Raw genomic sequence first — 17,769 nt, 5'->3', positions numbered from 1 at the left:
GACCGTCGCGGCCCGGCCGGGTCGCGACCAACCCGCGCCGCTGGCGCGGTTCATTGACGGCAGATGATGAAAAAGACGACCCTGAAAACGGTGTTTCTGACCGGCCTGCTGGTCCTCGTCCCGCTCGCGATCACGCTGTGGGTGCTCGGCCTCATCATCGGCACGATGGACCAGACGCTGCTCCTGCTGCCCGAATCGTGGCAGCCCGAGCGGATGCTCGGCTTCCATCTGCCGGGAATCGGCGCGGTGCTGACGATCGCGTTCATCTTCGTCGTCGGGCTGGCCACGCAGAATTTCATCGGCCAGAAGCTCGTCACGTGGTGGAACGCGGTCGTGCGTCACATCCCGGTCGTCGGGCCGATCTACACGAGCGTCAAGCAGGTGTCGGACACGCTGCTGTCGAGCAGCGGCAACGCGTTCCGCAAGGCGCTGCTGATCGAATACCCGCGCCGCGGCTCGTATACGATCGCGTTTCTGACCGGTACACCCGGCGGCGACGTGGTCAACCATCTGACGGAAGAGTACGTGAGCGTGTACGTGCCCACGACGCCGAACCCGACGTCCGGCTTCTTCCTGATGCTGCCGAAGAGCGAAGTCGTCGAACTCGACATGTCGGTCGATGCCGCGCTCAAGTACATCGTCTCGATGGGCGTCGTGGCGCCTCCGGCGCCGGTACCGGCGCCCGCCCGCCGCCCCGTCGAGCCGCCGCTGTAAGTAAAGAATCATCGCCCGGGCCGCGCGTTGCGGCGCCCGTTGATCAAACCGAACGAAAGCAAACATCATGTCGATGCGTACTGAATACTGCGGTCTCGTGACCGAACACCTGCTGGGCCAAACCGTGTCGCTGTGCGGCTGGGTGCAGCGCCGCCGCGATCACGGCGGTGTGATCTTCATCGACCTGCGCGATCGTGAAGGCCTCGTGCAGGTGGTGTGCGACCCGGATCGCGCCGAGATGTTCGCGACCGCCGAAGGCGTGCGCAACGAGTTCTGCGTGCAGATCAAGGGCCTCGTGCGCAATCGTCCGGAAGGCACGGTCAACGCCGGCCTGAAGAGCGGCAAGATCGAAGTGCTGTGCCACGAACTGAACGTGCTGAACGCGTCGGTCACGCCGCCGTTCCAGCTCGACGACGACAACCTGTCGGAAACGACCCGCCTCACGCACCGCGTGCTCGACCTGCGCCGTCCGCAGATGCAGCACAACCTGCGCCTGCGCTACCGCGTCGCGATCGAGGCGCGCAAGTACCTCGACGAGCAGGGCTTCATCGACATCGAAACGCCGATGCTGACGAAGAGCACGCCGGAAGGCGCACGCGACTACCTCGTGCCGTCGCGCGTGAACGCGGGCCAGTTCTTCGCGCTGCCGCAGTCGCCGCAGCTGTTCAAGCAGCTGCTGATGGTCGCGAACTTCGACCGTTACTACCAGATCACCAAGTGCTTCCGCGACGAAGACCTCCGCGCCGACCGTCAGCCGGAATTCACGCAGATCGACTGCGAAACGTCGTTCCTCGGCGAGCAGGAAATCCGCGACCTGTTCGAAGACATGATCCGTCATATCTTCAAGACGACGATCGACGTCGAGCTCGACGCGAAATTCCCGGTGATGCCGTATTCGGAAGCGATGGCGCGTTTCGGTTCGGACAAGCCGGACCTGCGCGTGCAGCTCGAGTTCACCGAGCTGACCGACGCGATGAAGGACGTCGATTTCAAGGTGTTCAGCACGCCGGCCAACGCGAAGGACGGCCGTGTCGCGGCGCTGCGCGTGCCGAAGGGCGGCGAGCTGTCGCGCGGCGACATCGACGGCTACACGGAATTCGTGCGCATCTACGGCGCGAAGGGCCTCGCCTGGATCAAGGTCAACGAGAAGGCGAAGGGCCGCGACGGCCTGCAAAGCCCGATCGTCAAGAACCTGCATGACGCATCGATCGCGGCGATCCTCGAGCGCACCGGCGCTGAAGACGGCGACATCATCTTCTTCGCGGCCGACCGCGCGAAGGTCGTCAACGACAGCCTCGGCGCGCTGCGCCTGAAGATCGGCCACTCGGAGTTCGGCAAGGCGAACGGCCTCGTCCAGGCCGGCTGGAAGCCGCTGTGGGTCGTCGACTTCCCGATGTTCGAATACGACGACGAAGACGCCCGCTACGTCGCCGCGCATCACCCGTTCACCAGCCCGAAGGACGAGCACCTCGAGTACCTCGAGACCGACCCGGGCCGCTGCCTCGCGAAGGCGTACGACATGGTGCTGAACGGCTGGGAAATCGGCGGCGGCTCGGTGCGTATCTACCAGGAAGAAGTGCAGAGCAAGGTGTTCCGCGCGCTGAAGATCGGCGCGGAAGAAGCGCAACTGAAGTTCGGCTTCCTGCTCGACGCGCTGCAGTACGGCGCGCCGCCGCACGGCGGTATCGCGTTCGGTCTCGACCGCATCGTCACGATGATGGCCGGCGCCGATTCGATCCGCGACGTGATCGCGTTCCCGAAGACGCAGCGTGCGCAGGATCTGCTCACGCAAGCGCCGAGCCCGGTCGACGAGCGTCAGCTGCGCGAACTGCATATCCGCCTGCGCCAGCCGGAGCAGCCGAAGGCATAACGCGTTCGGCACCCGGTCGCGTGTGCGGTCATGCACACATGACGCAGATGAAAAAGGCGCAGCGATGCGCCTTTTTCGTTTTTTGCGGTACAGTCGCAGCACTTGCCGTACGTTCGGAGCACATGGCCGTCGCACGGCCCCGTGCCGCATGAAACAACGATGACGAAGCCGCCGAAAATCCCCGAATCCGTTCTTGTCGTGATCTACACGCCCGACCTCGATGTGCTCGTGATCAAGCGTGCCGACCAGCCCGATTTCTGGCAATCGGTCACCGGCTCGAAGGACGCACTCGACGAACCGCTCGCGGTGACGGCCGCGCGCGAAGTGGCCGAGGAAACCGGCATCGCCGTCGGCACGCCCGGCGTGCCGGCCGCCGCGCTCGTCGACTGGCGTCACCGGATCGAATACGCGATCTATCCGCAATACCTGCACCGCTATGCACCGGGCGTCACGCGCAACGTCGAGCACTGGTTCGGCCTGTGCGTGCCGGGGCGCATCGACGTCACGCTGTCGCCGCGCGAGCATGTCGACCATGCGTGGTTGCCGTTCCGCGAGGCGGCCGCGCGCTGTTTCTCGCCGTCGAACGCCGAGGCGATCCTGCAGCTGCCCGCGCGCGTGGCCCTGTCGCGCGCGCCGCACGGCTCGTCCGCATGACGGCGGAGGCCCGCAAGCGCTTCGCGCAATTGCGGCAGATGTTCCTGCAGGAACGCGGCTCCGCATCGCGGCTCGCGTTCACGACCGGCAATACCGTGCGGCTGTGCGAAACCGGCGGCGAATTCTTCCACGCGCTGATCGAGCGGATCGATGCGGCGCGCGAGCAGGTGATGCTCGAAACCTACATCTTCTGCGACGACGCGGCCGGCCGGCCGGTGTCGGACGCGCTGATCCGCGCGGCGCAGCGCGGCGTACGTGTGCGCGTGATCACCGACGGCGTCGGCACCGCGCGCCTGCCGCTGTTCGACACGTGGGCCGAGGCCGGTGTCGAGCACTGCATCTACAACCGCTTCCTGTTCGGCCGTTTCGGCTTCTCGCGCACGCACCGCAAGCTCGCGGTGATCGATCATGCGGCCGCGTTCTGCGGCGGCATCAACATCGTCGACGACTACACGCAGGGCAGCGCGACGCTGCCGTTTCCGCGCTGGGATTTCGCGGTCGAGATGGCCGGGCCGGCGGTGTCCGACGTGCGCGCCGCGTTCGAGCTGCAGTGGCACCGGATCCAGTTCGGCCACAAGCCGTATGCGCAGTACGCGGCCGGCCTGCACGGCGGCGAGGCGTTTCCCGACATGTTCCGGCGCTGGATGCGCAGCCACCGGTGGATCAAGGCCGGCGCGCTCAGGGTCGTGACGGAGCCGAGCGTCGCGTTCGTCGCGCGCGACAACGTCGTGAACCGCCGCGCGATCGAAAAGGCGTATCTCGCGGCGATCGGCCAGGCGCGCCAGCGGATCCTGCTCGCGAATCCGTACTTCATGCCGGGCCGCAAGCTGCGCCGCGCGCTGACGGGCGCGGCGCGGCGCGGCGTCGACGTGCGGATCCTGATCGGCCGCAAGGAGTTCGCGGCGCTCGACACGGCCGTGCCGTTCCTCTATCACGCGCTGCTGCGCGCGGGCGTGCGGGTGGCCGAATACGACAAGACGATGCTGCACGGCAAGGTCGCCGTGATCGACGACAACTGGGCGACGGTCGGCTCGTCGAACCTGGACGCGCTGAGCCTGATGCTGAACAATGAAGCGAACGTCGTGCTGGTGCGCTACGATGCAGTCACGAACGAATTGCGCGACGCGATCGCCGCCGCGTTCGCCGATGGCCGGGAAATCGACGCCGCGCGTTTCGCGGCGCGCCCGCGCCTCGAGCGTCTGCTGAACTGGCTCGCGTACACCGCGTATCGTCTCGTGATGAAGGCGCTGACGGTCGGCGGTTACGACTGACGCAGACTAAGCATTCGCTTCAAAATATCTGTCCGCACGTTCGTGCGGAAAAGCCGCTCCGGTCCCGCCGGAATCGCGCAAAATAGCGGCTCGGTTAGACACCGGTTTCTAATAATTTCCTTGTTTCGCGAGCGGCCGCACTCAATAATAGTACGGCCGTTCGATTTTATTCGAACCCCCGAACGGTTACAGAAATAGCTATGCGAAAAGGCGAACAGACGCGTGCCGCGATACTTGAAGCTGCTTTGGACCTCGCCAGCCGTGACGGGCTGGAGGGGCTGACGATCGGCCTGCTGGCCGAGCGCATGCAGATGAGCAAGAGCGGTGTGTTCGCGCACTTCGGATCGCGCGAGGACCTGCAGGTCGAGGTCGTCCGCGAGTATCACCATCGTTTCGAAAACGAGGTGTTCTTTCCGAGCCTGCGCGAGCCGCGAGGCTTGCCGCGCCTTCGGGCGATGCTGGCCCGCTGGACGGAGAAGCGCATCCAGGAGGTAACGACGGGATGCATCTACATCAGCGGTGCCGTCGAGTACGACGACCGGCCTGACAGCCCCGTGCGCGAGCAGTTGATCGCGAGCGTGACGGCCTGGCGTGCCGCGATGCTGCGTGCCATTTCGCAGGCGAAGGAAGAAGGCCATCTGCGTGCGGATACCGATCCGGACCTGATGCTCTTCGAGTTGTACAGCTTCACGCTCGGCCTGCATCACGACGCGCGCTTCCTGCATTCGCCGGACGCCGTGCGCCTCACGTGGGCCGCGCTGGAAAAGACGATTGTTTCGTATCAGAGCGAGAGCCGTTAGCGGCGCGTGACCCGCCCGCCAGGAGCTCGAGCCGTTTTGCCCACCTTTGGAGAGAGTCATGGGACAGTACGCCGCGCCGCTGCGCGACATGCAATTCGTGTTGCACGAGCTTCTGAACGTCGAAGCCGAAGTCAAGCAAATGCCCAAGCATGCGGACCTCGACGCCGACACGATCAACCAGGTCCTCGAGGAAGCGGGCAAGTTCTGCTCCGAGGTACTGTTCCCGCTGAACCAGGTCGGCGACCGCGAAGGCTGCACGTATGAAGGCGACGGCGTCGTGAAGACGCCGACCGGCTTCAAGGAGGCCTACCGGCAATACGTCGAGGCCGGCTGGCCGGCGCTCGGCTGCGATCCGGACTACGGCGGCCAGGGCCTGCCCGCGTTCGTGAACAACGCGCTCTACGAAATGCTGAACTCGGCGAACCAGGCATGGACGATGTATCCGGGCCTGTCGCACGGCGCGTACGAATGCCTGCACGCGCACGGCGCGCCGGAACTCCAGAAGCAATACCTGCCGAAGCTCGTGTCGGGCGAATGGACGGGCACGATGTGCCTGACCGAGCCGCACTGCGGCACCGACCTCGGCATCCTGCGCACCAAGGCCGAACCGAACGGCGACGGCTCGTACTCGATCAGCGGCACGAAGATCTTCATCTCGAGCGGCGAGCACGACATGTCGAAGAACATCGTCCACCTCGTGCTCGCGCGCCTGCCGGACGCGCCGCAAGGCACGAAGGGGATCTCGCTGTTCATCGTGCCGAAGTTCATCCCCGACGCGGCGGGCGAGCCGGGCGAGCGCAACGGCATCAAGTGCGGCTCGATCGAGCACAAGATGGGCATCCACGGCAACTCGACGTGCGTGATGAACCTCGACGGCGCGAAGGGCTGGATGGTCGGCGAGCCGAACAAGGGCTTGAACGCGATGTTCGTGATGATGAATGCCGCGCGCCTCGGCGTCGGCATGCAGGGCCTCGGCCTCACGGAAGTCGCGTACCAGAACTCGCTCACGTACGCGAAGGAACGCCTGCAGATGCGTTCGCTGACGGGCCCGAAGGCACCGGACAAGCCGGCCGACCCGATCATCGTGCACCCGGACGTGCGCCGCATGCTGCTCACGCAGAAAGCCTACGCGGAAGGCGCGCGCGCGTTCACGTACTGGTCCGCGCTGCAGATCGACAAGGAACTGTCGCACGCCGACGAAGCGGTGCGCAAGGAAGCGGCCGACCTCGTCGCGCTGCTCACGCCGATCATCAAGGCGTTCCTGACCGACAACGCGTTCGAGTCGACCAACCACGCGATGCAGATCTACGGCGGCCACGGCTTCATCTCCGAGTGGGGCATGGAGCAGTACGTGCGCGACGCGCGGATCAACATGATCTACGAAGGCACGAACTCGATCCAGTCGCTCGACCTGCTGGGCCGCAAGGTGCTCGGCGACATGGGCGCGAAGCTGAAGAAGTTCGGCAAGCTCGTGACGGAATTCGCGGAAGCCGAAGGCGTGAAGCCGGAAATGGCCGAGTTCATCAACCCGCTCGCCGACATCGGTGACAAGGTGCAGAAGCTGACGATGGAAATCGGCATGAAGGCGATGCAGAACCCCGACGAAGTCGGTGCCGCCGCCGTGCCGTACCTGCGTACCGTCGGCCACCTGGTGTTCTCGTACTTCTGGGCGCGCATGGCACGCCTCGCGCTCGACAACGAAGCGTCGGGCGACCCGTTCTACAAGTCGAAGCTCGCGACGGCCCGCTTCTACTTCGCGCGCCTGCTGCCCGAGACGGCGTCGACGATCCGCGCGGCGCGCGCCGGCTCGAAGACGCTGATGGAAGTCGACGAATCGCTGTTCTGACGCGAGTCCGGGCGGGGCGCGCCGCGCGCCGCCCGAACGCAACGGTTCCTGGTACTCACTTCGTCGTGCAGCCCTCACATCCCGCGCTGCACGACACTATCCGGAGACATCCCGTGAGCAATTTCCTGATTCGCAAGGTCGCCGTGCTGGGCGCCGGCGTGATGGGCGCGCAGATCGCCGCGCACCTCGTCAACGCGCGCGTGCCGGTGCTGCTGTTCGACCTGCCGGCCAAGGAAGGCCCGAAAAACGCGATCGCGCTGAAGGCGATCGAGAACCTGAAGAAGCTGTCGCCCGCGCCGTTCGGCGTGAAGGACGACGCGAAATACCTCGAAGCGGCGAACTACGAGGACGACATCGCGAAGCTGGCCGAATGCGACGTCGTGATCGAAGCGATCGCCGAGCGGATGGACTGGAAGCACGACCTGTACAAGAAGGTCGCGCCGCACATCGCGCCGAACGCGATCTTCGCGACCAACACGTCGGGCCTGTCGATCACGAAGCTGTCCGAAGGGTTCTCGGACGAGCTGAAGTCGCGCTTCTGCGGCGTGCACTTCTTCAACCCGCCGCGCTACATGCACCTCGTCGAACTGATCCCGACCGCGCACACGCGCCCGGAGATCCTCGACCAGCTCGAGACGTTCCTGACGAGCGTCGTCGGCAAGGGCGTCGTGCGCGCGAAGGACACGCCGAACTTCATTGCGAACCGCGTCGGCATCTTCTCGATCCTCGCGGTGATCACCGAGGCCGCGAAGTTCGGCCTGCGCTTCGACGAAGTCGACGACCTGACGGGCAGCCGCCTCGGCCGCGCGAAGTCGGCGACGTTCCGCACCGCGGACGTGGTCGGCCTCGACACGATGGCGCACGTGATCAAGACGATGCAGGACAACCTCGCCGACGATCCGTTCTTCCCGGTCTACCAGACGCCCGCCGTGCTCGCCGAACTGGTGAAGCAGGGCGCGCTCGGCCAGAAGACGGGCGGCGGCTTCTACAAGAAGGAAGGCAAGGCGATCAAGGTGCTCGACGCGAAGACCGGCACCTACGTCGACTCGGGCGCGAAGGCGGACGAAACCGTCGGCCGCATCCTGAAGCGTCCGCCGGCGGAACGCCTGAAGCTGCTGCGCGAAACGGATCATCCGCATGCGCAGTTCCTGTGGTCGATCTTCCGCGACGTGTTCCACTACATCGGCGTGCATCTCGAATCGATCGCCGACAACGCGCGCGACGTCGACCTCGCGATCCGCTGGGGCTTCGGCTGGAACGAAGGCCCGTTCGAAGGCTGGCAGGCCGCCGGCTGGAAGCAGGTCGCCGAGTGGGTGCAGGAAGACATCGCGGCCGGCAAGGCGCTGGCAAACGTGCCGCTGCCGTCGTGGGTGCTCGAAGGCCCGGTCGCCGAGAAGGGCGGCGTGCACACGGCCGAAGGCTCGTGGGCGCCCGCCGCGAAGCGCTTCGTGCCGCGTTCGGACCTCGCGGTCTACGACAAGCAGGTGTTCCGCGCGCCGCTCATCGGCGAAGCCGGCGCCGATCCGAAGACCTACGGCAAGACCCTGTTCGAGACCGATGCCGTGCGCGCATGGGTCGACGACCGTGCGGGTGAGGACGACGTCGTGATCGTGTCGTTCAAGTCGAAGATGAACACGATCGGACCGAGCGTGATCGACGGCCTCGTGCAGGCGATCGAGCTCGCGGAGAAGGACTACAAGGGCGTGGTGATCTGGCAGCCGACGTCGCTGAAGCTCGGCACGCCGGGCGGCCCGTTCTCGGCCGGCGCGAACCTCGAGGAGGCGATGCCGGCGTTCATGATGGGCGGCGCGAAGGGCATCGAGCCGTTCGTGAAGAAGTTCCAGGAAGGCATGCTGCGCGTGAAGTACGCGAACGTGCCGGTCGTCGCGGCCGTATCGGGCATCGCGCTCGGCGGCGGGTGCGAGCTGATGCTGCACAGCGCGAAGCGCGTCGTGCACGTCGAAAGCTACATCGGTCTCGTCGAAGTGGGCGTCGGCCTGGTGCCGGCGGGCGGCGGCCTGAAGGAAGCGGCGCTGCGCGCGGCGGATGCCGCGACGGCCGCCAACGCGACCACCGACATCCTGAAGTTCGTCACGAAGTCGTTCGAGAACGCGGCGATGGCGAAGGTCTCGGCGTCCGCGCACGACGCACGCGCGATGGGCTACGTGAAGCCGTCCGACACGATCGTCTTCAACGTGTTCGAACTGCTCGACACCGCGAAGAAGGAAGCGCGCGCGCTGGCCGCCACCGGCTACCGCGCACCGCTGCGCGCGAAGGACGTGCCGGTTGCAGGCCGCTCGGCGATCGCGACGATCAAGGCATCGCTCGTCAACATGCGTGACGGCCGCTTCATCAGCGACCACGACTACCTGATCGCGAGCCGCATCGCCGAAGCCGTGTGCGGCGGCGACGTCGAAGCCGGCAGCCTCGTCGACGAGCAGTGGCTGCTCGCGCTGGAGCGCCGCGCGTTCGTCGAGCTGCTCGGCACGCAGAAGACGCAGGAACGGATCATGGGCATGTTGCAGACCGGCAAGCCGGTGCGTAACTGAGCGAGCAGACAAGGAGTCTGAAATGAGCAAACAACTGCAAGACGCATACATCGTCGCCGCCAGCCGCACCCCGATCGGCAAGGCTCCGCGCGGTGTCTTCAAGAACACGCGCCCCGACGAGCTGCTGGTTCACGCGATCAGGTCGGCGGTCGCGCAGGTGCCGGGCCTCGACACGAAGGTGATCGAGGACGCGATCATCGGCTGCGCGATTCCCGAAGCCGAGCAGGGCCTGAACGTCGCGCGCATGGGCGCGCTGCTCGCGGGCCTGCCGCAGACGGTCGGCGGCGTGACGGTCAACCGCTTCTGCGCGTCGGGCATCACCGCGCTCGCGATGGCGGCCGACCGCATCCGCGTCGGCGAGTCGGACGCGCTGCTCGCGGGCGGCTGCGAATCGATGAGCATGGTGCCGATGATGGGCAACAAGCCGTCGATGTCGCCGCACATCTTCGATCGCAGCGAAGACTTCGGCATCGCGTACGGGATGGGCCTGACGGCCGAGCGCGTCGCCGAGCAGTGGAAGGTGAGCCGCGACGACCAGGACGCGTTCTCGGTCGAGTCGCACCGCAAGGCACTGGCCGCGCAGCAGGCCGGCGAGTTCAACGACGAGATCGCCGCGTACACGATCAGCGAGCGTTTCCCGAACCTCGCGACCGGCGAAGTCGACGTGAAGACGCGCGAGATCAAGCTCGACGAAGGTCCGCGCGCGGACACGTCGCTCGAAGGCCTCGCGAAGCTGCGCACGGTGTTCGCGAACAAGGGTTCGGTCACGGCCGGCAACAGCTCGCAGACGTCGGACGGCGCGGGCGCGCTGCTCGTCGTGTCGGAGAAGGTGCTGAAGGAATTCAACCTGACGCCGCTCGCGCGCTTCGTGAGCTTCGCGGTGCGCGGCGTGCCGCCGGAAATCATGGGGATCGGCCCGAAGGAAGCGATTCCGGCCGCGCTGAAGGCCGCCGGCCTGAAGCAGGACGATCTCGACTGGATCGAGCTGAACGAGGCATTCGCCGCGCAGTCGCTGGCGGTGATGCGCGATCTCGGTCTCGACCCGTCGAAGGTCAACCCGATGGGCGGCGCGATCGCGCTCGGCCACCCGCTCGGCGCGACCGGCGCGATCCGCGCGGCGACCGTCGTGCACGGCCTGCGCCGCCGCAACCTGAAGTACGGGATGGTCACGATGTGCGTCGGCACCGGCATGGGCGCCGCGGGCATCATCGAACGCCTGTAAGCGGGACGCGACGAAAGGCGACGACGGTGCGCGGGCCACGAGCTCGCGCACCGTTTTTTCATTCCGATAGAGGAAAGTCAAGGAGACGGTTGTGGCCGAAATTCAAGTGGAACGCGCCGAAGGCGTGATGACGATCACGATCGCGCGCCCGGCGAAGAAGAACGCGCTGACGGCGGCGATGTACCAGACGATGGCCGATGCGCTCGCCGACGCGCAGGAAGACAAGGCGATCCGCGTGATCCTGCTGCGCGGCAGCGACGGCAATTTCAGCGCGGGGAACGATCTCGAGGATTTCCTGAAGTCGCCGCCGAAGGACGACACCGCGTCGGTGTTCCAGTTTCTCGCGCGGATCAGCAGCGCGAGCAAGCCGATCGTGGCCGCGGTGCCGGGCCTCGCGATCGGCGTCGGCGTGACGATGCTGCTGCACTGCGATCTGGTCTACGCGGCCGACACCGCGACGTTCTCGCTGCCGTTCGCGCAGCTCGGGCTGTGCCCGGAAGCCGCGTCGAGCGTGCTGCTGCCGCGCCTGGCCGGCCATCAGATCGCCGCCGAGAAGCTGCTGCTCGGCGAGGCGTTCGACGCGCTGGAAGCGCACCGGATCGGCATCGTCAACCGCGTGCTGCCGGCGGCCGAGCTCGACGCGTTCGCGGCGAAGCAGGCGGCCAAGCTCGCGGCGCTGCCGGCGTCGTCGCTGCGGGTGACGAAGGCGCTGCTGAAGGAGACGGGCGGCGTGGCGACGTCGGCGCGGATGGCCGAGGAAGCGGGCCACTTCGCCGCGATGCTGCGCGCGCCGGAAGCGCGCGAGGCGATGACGGCGTTCTTCGAGAAGCGCAAGCCGGATTTTCGTCAGTTCGATTGACGGAGCAGGCCGTGCCGGCGGCGGATCGCCGGCCCGCGCCCGCGCTTGCGGTCACACCGTGCCGTAGTCGACGTAGCCGGTTTCGCGGCAGAAGCTGACGAGCCGCAGGCCGGCCGCCTTCGCGATCTCGATCGCGAGCGACGACGGCGCGGAGATCGTCGCGACCAGCGGGATGCCCACTCGCGCGGCCTTGCGCACCAGCTCGTAGCTCGCGCGGCTCGACAGGAACACGAAACCGTCGGTGGCGTCGGCGCGCGACAGCACGAGCGAGCCGATCAGCTTGTCGAGCGCGTTGTGGCGGCCGACATCCTCGAATGCCATCCGGATCGCGCCTGTTGCATCGCACCACGCGGCCGCGTGCAGGCCGCCGGTCAGTTTCGTGAGCGCCTGGTGCGCCGGCAGCCCGTGCGCCGCGCGCGCGAGCGCGTCGGGCGCGAGGCGTGCCAGAAAGCCGGTGTCGGGCACGCGCTCCGGCGCGAGGTCGAGCAGGTCGATGCTTTCGATCCCGCATACGCCGCAGCCGGTGCGCCCGGCGAGCGCGCGGCGCCGGTCCTTCAGCGCGGCGAATGCCTGCTGGACGACCTCCAGATGCACTTCCGCATGCGGCAGCGGTGCATCGGCGTGCAGGATCACCTCGATGTCCTTGATGTCGCTGCCGCGCGCGACGATCCCTTCCGAGATCGCGAAGCCGACCGCGAACGCCTCGAGGTCGCACGGCGTACACATCATCACCGCGTGCGAAATACCGTTGAACACCAGCGCGACCGGCCATTCCTGGCCCACGTGGTCGTGCGCGGTTTCCACGGTGCCGCCGCGCGTGCGGCGCACGGGCAGTTCGATCGCGCCGCGCGGTTCGTCGCGCAGTGCGTCGCGCGGTTGATCGATCTTGGTCGGATTCACGAGCACTCCCGTTGATTCGAGGCACGGCCGGCGACAATCGTGCCGCCGCCCGCGCGCAGAGGTTCTAAAATACCCCAGGCAGGCCGGCCGCGCCGGCATCCGCCACGTCAGGTAACGACCATGGGACTCAGCGACGCTCCGTTGCTCTTCAACTTCGAACACGATTCGTCGGAAAACTTCACGTACATCCCGATGATCGTGCGTTTCAATCTCGACCGCTTCGGTCTGCGGATTTCGCTCGAACAGTGGCAATTGTTGCCGCTCGAGGACCGCAAGCTGCTCGCGCGCTTCCCGGCCGACGACGACACCGCGATCGAGCCCAACTTCGATCATGCGCTGTTCGAAATGCTGCGCACGCATGCGGATCTGGAACCGTCATGGTTCCAGCCGGACGAGCAGCCGGCCTGGCGCACCGTCGACGCGGTGCCGGAATCGCTCGTGCAGCAGAGCGCGCTGGCCGGGCTGACCGCGCCCGCGCTCGCGCAGTGGCAGCGGCTCGCGCCGTTCCAGCGCTACGTGCTGGTGAAGCTGTCGCGCAAGCCGAAGCTGAATCACGATTTCCTGCCCGCGATGCGGGAGTTCGGGCTGACGGCCACGCACTGACGCGGCCGTGCGCCGCGCGGCCGCGGCGCGCGCCGGTCAGAGCGGCGGCAGTTGCCGCGGCTTGCGGTCCGTGCCGGTCGCGACGTACGTGAGCGTCGCTTCGGTGACCTTCACGACTTCGCCCATCAGGCGCATGCGCTGCGCGTACACCTCGACGTCGACCGTGATCGACGTGTTGCCGGTGCGCATGATGGTGGCGTAGAAGCTCAGCAGGTCGCCGACGAACACCGGCTGCTTGAACACGAACGAGTTGACCGCGACCGTCGCGACGCGGCCGTTCGCGCGCTGGCTCGCGGGGATCGAGCCGGCGATGTCGACCTGCGACATGATCCATCCGCCGAACACGTCGCCGTGGACGTTCGCGTCGTGCGGCTGCGGGACGACGCGCAGCGCGGGCTGCTTCTGCGGGAGTTCGAGGGTCGAATCGGTCATGGCGGGGGCTTTCATCCTGTAATAAATGGGCCGCCGCGCGCAGGCGGGCCGGCGAGGCCGCCGGCAGCGGCGCGAAGCGGCTTCTGCGACAATACAACGTTCGCAAATTGTACGAGAAAGCGCGCGAGCCGGCCGTCGAACCACGTGCCGTGCCTCGCCACAGAGACTCCCCCATGCGCCGATTTCCTGCTTCCGGCGAGCCCGCGCCGGCTTCGACCGGGCCTCGCAACGACTGGCAGACCATCCGGTCGCTGCTGCCGTACCTGGCCACCTACAAATGGCGCGTCGCGCTCGCGCTCGGCTGCCTGATCGGCGCGAAGGTCGCGAACCTCGGCGTGCCGATCGTGATGAAGCGCATCGTCGACCACCTGTCCTACGTGCAGCAGATCACCGCGCTCGGGCGCGCCGAGCAGTCGGCCGGCATCGTGCTCGCGGGTGGCGTCGGGCTGCTGGTCGTCGCGTATGCACTCGTGCGGCTGTCGACGTCGCTGTTCACCGAGCTGCGCGAGATCCTGTTTTCGAAGGTCACCGAAAGCGCGGTGCGCCAGCTCGCGCTGCAGGTGTTCCGGCACCTGCACGGGCTGTCGCTGCGGTTCCATCTCGAACGCCAGACGGGCGGCATGTCGCGCGACATCGAACGCGGCACGCGCGGCATCCAGCAACTCATTTCGTATTCGCTGTACAGCATCCTCCCGACGCTCGTCGAGGTCGGGCTCGTACTCGGCTTCTTCGTGGTCAAGTACGAGGCCTATTACGCGTACGTGACGTTCGCGGCGCTGGTCACGTACATCGTGTTTACCGTGAAGGTCACCAACTGGCGCACGCATTTCCGCCGCACGATGAACGAACTCGATTCGCGCGCGAACTCGCGGGCGATCGATTCGCTGATCAACTACGAGACGGTGAAGTACTTCGGCAACGAGGAGTGGGAGGCGCAGCGCTACGACGAGAACCTCAAGCGCTACCGCAAGGCCGCGATCCGCTCGCAGAACTCGCTGTCGGTGCTGAACTTCGGCCAGCAGGCGATCATCGGCACCGGGCTGGTGTTCATCCTGTGGCGCGCGACGCAGGGCGTGCTCGCGGGCAAGCTGACGCTCGGCGATCTCGTGCTGATCAACACGTTCATGCTGCAGCTGTACATTCCGCTGAACTTCCTCGGGGTCGTGTATCGCGAGCTGAAGCAGAGCCTCACCGACATGGACCGGATGTTCGGGCTGTTGTCGGCCGCGAAGGAAGTGGCCGACCGGCCCGATGCGCGGCCGCTCGCGGTGGCCGGCGCGCAGGTGCGCTTCGAGCACGTGAACTTCGCGTACGAGCCGGCGCGGCCGATCCTGCACGACGTGACGTTCACGATCGATGCGGGCACGACGACCGCGGTGGTCGGCCACAGCGGTTCGGGGAAATCGACGCTGTCGCGCCTGCTGTTCCGTTTCTACGATCTCGACCGCCAGGCGGGCGGCGCGATCCGGATCGACGGCCAGGACATCCGCGACGTCACGCAGGATTCGCTGCGCGCGTCGATCGGGATCGTGCCGCAGGACACCGTGCTGTTCAACGACTCGATCTACTACAACATCGCGTACGGCCGGCCGACCGCGACGCGCGACGAGGTGGTCGCGGCGGCGCGCGCCGCGCACATCCACGATTTCATCGAAAGCCTGCCGAAGGGCTATGACACGCCGGTCGGCGAGCGCGGGCTGAAGCTGTCGGGCGGCGAGAAGCAGCGCGTCGCGATCGCGCGCACGCTGCTGAAGGATCCGCCGGTGCTGCTGTTCGACGAGGCGACGTCGGCGCTCGATTCGCGCTCGGAGCGCGCGATCCAGCACGAACTCGACCAGATCGCGCGGCATCGCACGACGCTCGTGATCGCGCACCGGCTGTCGACGGTCGTGCACGCGCAGCAGATCCTCGTGATGGATCACGGCCGGATCGTCGAGCGCGGCACGCACGACGAACTGGTGCGCGCGGACGGGTTGTATGCGCAGATGTGGGCGCTGCAGCAGCAGCGCGCGGCGGCCGGCGGCGAGGAGGCCGAGGCCGTGTAACAACGGGCGGCGCTGCACGACGCGCTGTCGTGCGGGGCGGCCCGCCGTCCGGTCAGCCCGCGGCGCGCAGCCGCGCGTCGAGCTCGCCGAGCTGCGCGGGCGTGCCGACGTTCTCCCAGATACCTTCGTACAATTCGCCGGTCGCAAGTCCGGCCTCGATCGTCGTCTTGAAGTAAGGCGCCAGCGCTCGGTGCGTGCCGGGCACGATGTCGCGGAACATCCGCGTGTCGTACACGCCGATGCTGCCGAACGTCACGCGCGGCGTGCCAGCGAGCGACAGCCGGCCGTCGTCGCGGAGCACGAAATCGCCGGCCGGATGGAACGGCGGGTTCGGCACCATGACGAGGTGCATCGTCGGCGTGGCCAGCGCGGCCATGTATGCCGCGCGGGGCGCGAGCGTCCGGTAGTCGAATGCGCAGAACACGTCGCCCGCGACCGCCGCGAACACGGCCGGCTGCCCGTCGCGCTCGATGAGCGGCAGCGCCTGCGCGATGCCGCCGGCCGTTTCCAGCGCGTCGCCCTCGGCGGAATACGCGAGCCGCACGCCCCAGCGCGAACCGTCGCCGAGCGCGGCTTCGATCTGCTCGCCGAGCCACGCGTGGTTGATCACGATCGTCTCGATGCCCGCGCGTGCGAGCGCCTCGATCTGCCACACGATCAGCGGCTTGCCGCCGGCTTCGAGCAGCGGTTTCGGGCGGGTGTCGGTCAGCGGGCGCATCCGTTCGCCGCGCCCGGCGGCGAAGATCATCGCCGTGGTCAGGGTAGTGCTCATGTTCGACTGGGCGTGAGGACGGTCAGAACGTATAGCCGACGTCGGCCGGCGCGTTGCCCTCGAGCTCGTCGAGCAGCTTCGCGAACGGCACGAGCGGGCGGTAGCGCAGCGCGACCTTGCGCGCATAGGTCAGGAAGCGCGGCAGGTCGTTCAGGTAGTGCGGCTTGCCGTCGCGGTAGTTGATGCGCGCGAACAGGCCGAGAACCTTGATGTGGCGCTGCAGCCCCATCCATTCGAGCTGGCGGTAGAACTCGCCGAAATCGGGATCGACCGGCAGGCCGGCCTTTTTCGCCTTTTCCCAGTAGTACGCGAAGCAGTCGAGCTCGAACTCCTCGTCCCAGCTGACGAACGCGTCGCGCAGCAGCGACACGACGTCGTACGTCAGCGGCCCGTAGACGGCGTCCTGGAAGTCGAGCACCCCCGGATTCGGCTCGCAGACCATCAGGTTGCGCGGCATGAAATCGCGCAGCATGAAACCCTGCGGCTGCGCATGGGCGCTCGCGACCAGCAGCGCGAACGTGCGGTCGAGCGTGCCGCGCATCGCGTCGGTGACGGGCTTGCCGAGATGACGGCCGACGAACCATTCGGGCAGCAGCTCCATTTCGCGGCGCAGGAACGCTTCGTCGAACGGCGGCAGCACGTCGGGTTTCGACGTGAGCTGGAAGCGGATCAGCGCGTCGAGCGCGTCGCGCATCAGCGGCCGCGCGGCGACCGGGTCGGCCGGGTCGAGCACCGAGATGTACGACGTGCGGCCGAGGTCCGTCACGAGCATGAAGCCCGCGTCGAAATCGTGGGCCAGCACGTCCGGTACGTGGTCGCCGGCCGCGGCGAGCAGCTGCGCAACCTGGACGAATTCCCGGCACTTCTCGGGCGGCGGCGCATCGACGGCGATCAGCGTGCCGCCGGGGCTCGCGGCCGAGGCGACACGGAAATAGCGGCGGAAACTGGCGTCCGACGACGCGGGCGCGAGGGTCGACAGGTCGAGGGCATAGCGCTCGGCGAGCGGTTGCAGCCACGCGGTCAGGGCGTCGAGGCGGGCGTCGGGCTGGGATGCGGCGGATGGGGGCGTCATGAAACTCGGCGGAGGGGGGAACGTCTTGCCATATAATACCCCACGACTTTTTTGACGCGCCCCGCGTCAGCTTCCGCCGTGCAGGCCCGCTGCCTGTCGCGCCGCCCGCCCGATCGCCTCCCCGGTTTGCGCTCAGCCGCAGTCGCGGTGCGACGGTGCG

At 67.2% G+C, this 17,769-nt stretch carries 15 protein-coding genes; 11 read left to right on the top strand and 4 right to left on the bottom strand.

Annotation, left to right across the window (positions count from 1 at the left end; translation table 11 throughout):
• Positions 1-63: 63 nt before the first annotated feature.
• From G3N62_RS07255 to G3N62_RS07215, 9 genes are all read left to right on the top strand, one after another.
• The gene (locus G3N62_RS07255; RefSeq protein WP_034189002.1) at positions 64-714 is read left to right on the top strand and encodes a DUF502 domain-containing protein; all 651 of its coding nucleotides are present in this window, start codon (positions 64-66) and stop codon (positions 712-714) included.
• Positions 715-781: 67 nt separating this feature from the next.
• A complete protein-coding gene (gene aspS / locus G3N62_RS07250; protein ID WP_034189003.1) occupies positions 782-2,584 on the top strand; it encodes an aspartate--tRNA ligase in 1,803 nt (600 codons plus the stop codon).
• A gap of 159 nt (positions 2,585-2,743) precedes the next feature.
• Entirely contained in the window at positions 2,744-3,238 is a 495-nt protein-coding gene (nudB, locus tag G3N62_RS07245) for a dihydroneopterin triphosphate diphosphatase (RefSeq protein ID WP_124671103.1), read from the top strand.
• The gene (gene clsB, locus G3N62_RS07240; RefSeq protein WP_034189005.1) at positions 3,235-4,509 is read left to right on the top strand and encodes a cardiolipin synthase ClsB; all 1,275 of its coding nucleotides are present in this window, start codon (positions 3,235-3,237) and stop codon (positions 4,507-4,509) included. Before nudB ends, clsB begins: the two co-directional genes overlap by 4 nt.
• A 200-nt stretch (positions 4,510-4,709) precedes the next feature.
• A complete protein-coding gene (locus tag G3N62_RS07235; protein WP_006751498.1) occupies positions 4,710-5,309 on the top strand; it encodes a TetR/AcrR family transcriptional regulator in 600 nt (199 codons plus the stop codon).
• A gap of 58 nt (positions 5,310-5,367) precedes the next feature.
• Entirely contained in the window at positions 5,368-7,155 is a 1,788-nt protein-coding gene (locus G3N62_RS07230) for an acyl-CoA dehydrogenase C-terminal domain-containing protein (RefSeq protein WP_124671104.1), read from the top strand.
• A 113-nt stretch (positions 7,156-7,268) separates the two neighbouring features.
• Positions 7,269-9,704 carry a 3-hydroxyacyl-CoA dehydrogenase/enoyl-CoA hydratase family protein gene (locus G3N62_RS07225; protein ID WP_069706266.1) on the top strand — a complete coding sequence of 812 codons (2,436 nt, stop codon included), beginning with the start codon at positions 7,269-7,271 and terminating at the stop codon, positions 9,702-9,704.
• Positions 9,705-9,726: 22 nt separating this feature from the next.
• Positions 9,727-10,926 carry an acetyl-CoA C-acyltransferase gene (locus G3N62_RS07220; RefSeq protein WP_034189008.1) on the top strand — a complete coding sequence of 400 codons (1,200 nt, stop codon included), beginning with the start codon at positions 9,727-9,729 and terminating at the stop codon, positions 10,924-10,926.
• A gap of 91 nt (positions 10,927-11,017) precedes the next feature.
• Complete coding sequence (locus tag G3N62_RS07215; protein WP_034189009.1) at positions 11,018-11,785, top strand: enoyl-CoA hydratase; 768 nt, start codon at positions 11,018-11,020, stop codon at positions 11,783-11,785.
• A 51-nt stretch (positions 11,786-11,836) separates the two neighbouring features.
• Here G3N62_RS07215 and fdhD read toward each other — a convergent pair whose 3' ends face one another.
• Entirely contained in the window at positions 11,837-12,691 is an 855-nt protein-coding gene (gene fdhD / locus G3N62_RS07210; RefSeq protein ID WP_124671105.1) for a formate dehydrogenase accessory sulfurtransferase FdhD, read from the bottom strand.
• A 114-nt stretch (positions 12,692-12,805) separates the two neighbouring features.
• Between fdhD and G3N62_RS07205 the strand changes: the two genes are divergently transcribed.
• Positions 12,806-13,288, top strand: a complete 483-nt coding sequence (locus G3N62_RS07205; protein ID WP_034189010.1) for a nitrate reductase associated protein — start codon at positions 12,806-12,808, stop codon at positions 13,286-13,288.
• Between the two features lie 36 nt (positions 13,289-13,324).
• Here G3N62_RS07205 and G3N62_RS07200 read toward each other — a convergent pair whose 3' ends face one another.
• Complete coding sequence (locus G3N62_RS07200; RefSeq protein ID WP_034189011.1) at positions 13,325-13,720, bottom strand: acyl-CoA thioesterase; 396 nt, start codon at positions 13,718-13,720, stop codon at positions 13,325-13,327.
• 173 nt (positions 13,721-13,893) lie between these two features.
• Here G3N62_RS07200 and G3N62_RS07195 point away from each other — a divergent pair, with 173 nt between their 5' ends.
• On the top strand, positions 13,894-15,765 hold the full coding sequence (locus G3N62_RS07195) for an ABC transporter ATP-binding protein/permease (RefSeq protein WP_059560505.1): 1,872 nt from the start codon (positions 13,894-13,896) through the stop codon (positions 15,763-15,765).
• A gap of 52 nt (positions 15,766-15,817) precedes the next feature.
• Here G3N62_RS07195 and murU read toward each other — a convergent pair whose 3' ends face one another.
• Together murU and G3N62_RS07185 are read right to left on the bottom strand one after the other, a co-directional pair.
• On the bottom strand, positions 15,818-16,537 hold the full coding sequence (murU, locus tag G3N62_RS07190) for an N-acetylmuramate alpha-1-phosphate uridylyltransferase MurU (RefSeq protein WP_069706268.1): 720 nt from the start codon (positions 16,535-16,537) through the stop codon (positions 15,818-15,820).
• Between the two features lie 22 nt (positions 16,538-16,559).
• Entirely contained in the window at positions 16,560-17,609 is a 1,050-nt protein-coding gene (locus G3N62_RS07185) for a phosphotransferase (RefSeq protein WP_059560502.1), read from the bottom strand.
• Between the last annotated feature and the right edge of the window lie 160 nt (positions 17,610-17,769).

This window comes from Burkholderia sp. Tr-20355, assembly GCF_017104685.1.
Taxonomy (GTDB): Bacteria; Pseudomonadota; Gammaproteobacteria; order Burkholderiales; family Burkholderiaceae; genus Burkholderia; species Burkholderia seminalis.
The sequence above is the reverse complement of the archived record's forward strand: the minus strand, read 5'-3'. Positions and strand labels throughout refer to the sequence as shown.

Coding starts and splice junctions, on each gene's coding strand:
- G3N62_RS07255 (WP_034189002.1), top strand. CDS start 64: ATGATGAAAAAGACGACCCTGAAAACGGTGTTTCTGACCGGCCTGCTG.
- G3N62_RS07205 (WP_034189010.1), top strand. CDS start 12,806: ATGGGACTCAGCGACGCTCCGTTGCTCTTCAACTTCGAACACGATTCG.
- nudB (WP_124671103.1), top strand. CDS start 2,744: ATGACGAAGCCGCCGAAAATCCCCGAATCCGTTCTTGTCGTGATCTAC.
- G3N62_RS07235 (WP_006751498.1), top strand. CDS start 4,710: ATGCGAAAAGGCGAACAGACGCGTGCCGCGATACTTGAAGCTGCTTTG.
- G3N62_RS07220 (WP_034189008.1), top strand. CDS start 9,727: ATGAGCAAACAACTGCAAGACGCATACATCGTCGCCGCCAGCCGCACC.
- aspS (WP_034189003.1), top strand. CDS start 782: ATGTCGATGCGTACTGAATACTGCGGTCTCGTGACCGAACACCTGCTG.
- murU (WP_069706268.1), bottom strand. CDS start 16,537: ATGAGCACTACCCTGACCACGGCGATGATCTTCGCCGCCGGGCGCGGC.
- G3N62_RS07200 (WP_034189011.1), bottom strand. CDS start 13,720: ATGACCGATTCGACCCTCGAACTCCCGCAGAAGCAGCCCGCGCTGCGC.
- G3N62_RS07185 (WP_059560502.1), bottom strand. CDS start 17,609: ATGACGCCCCCATCCGCCGCATCCCAGCCCGACGCCCGCCTCGACGCC.
- G3N62_RS07230 (WP_124671104.1), top strand. CDS start 5,368: ATGGGACAGTACGCCGCGCCGCTGCGCGACATGCAATTCGTGTTGCAC.
- clsB (WP_034189005.1), top strand. CDS start 3,235: ATGACGGCGGAGGCCCGCAAGCGCTTCGCGCAATTGCGGCAGATGTTC.
- G3N62_RS07195 (WP_059560505.1), top strand. CDS start 13,894: ATGCGCCGATTTCCTGCTTCCGGCGAGCCCGCGCCGGCTTCGACCGGG.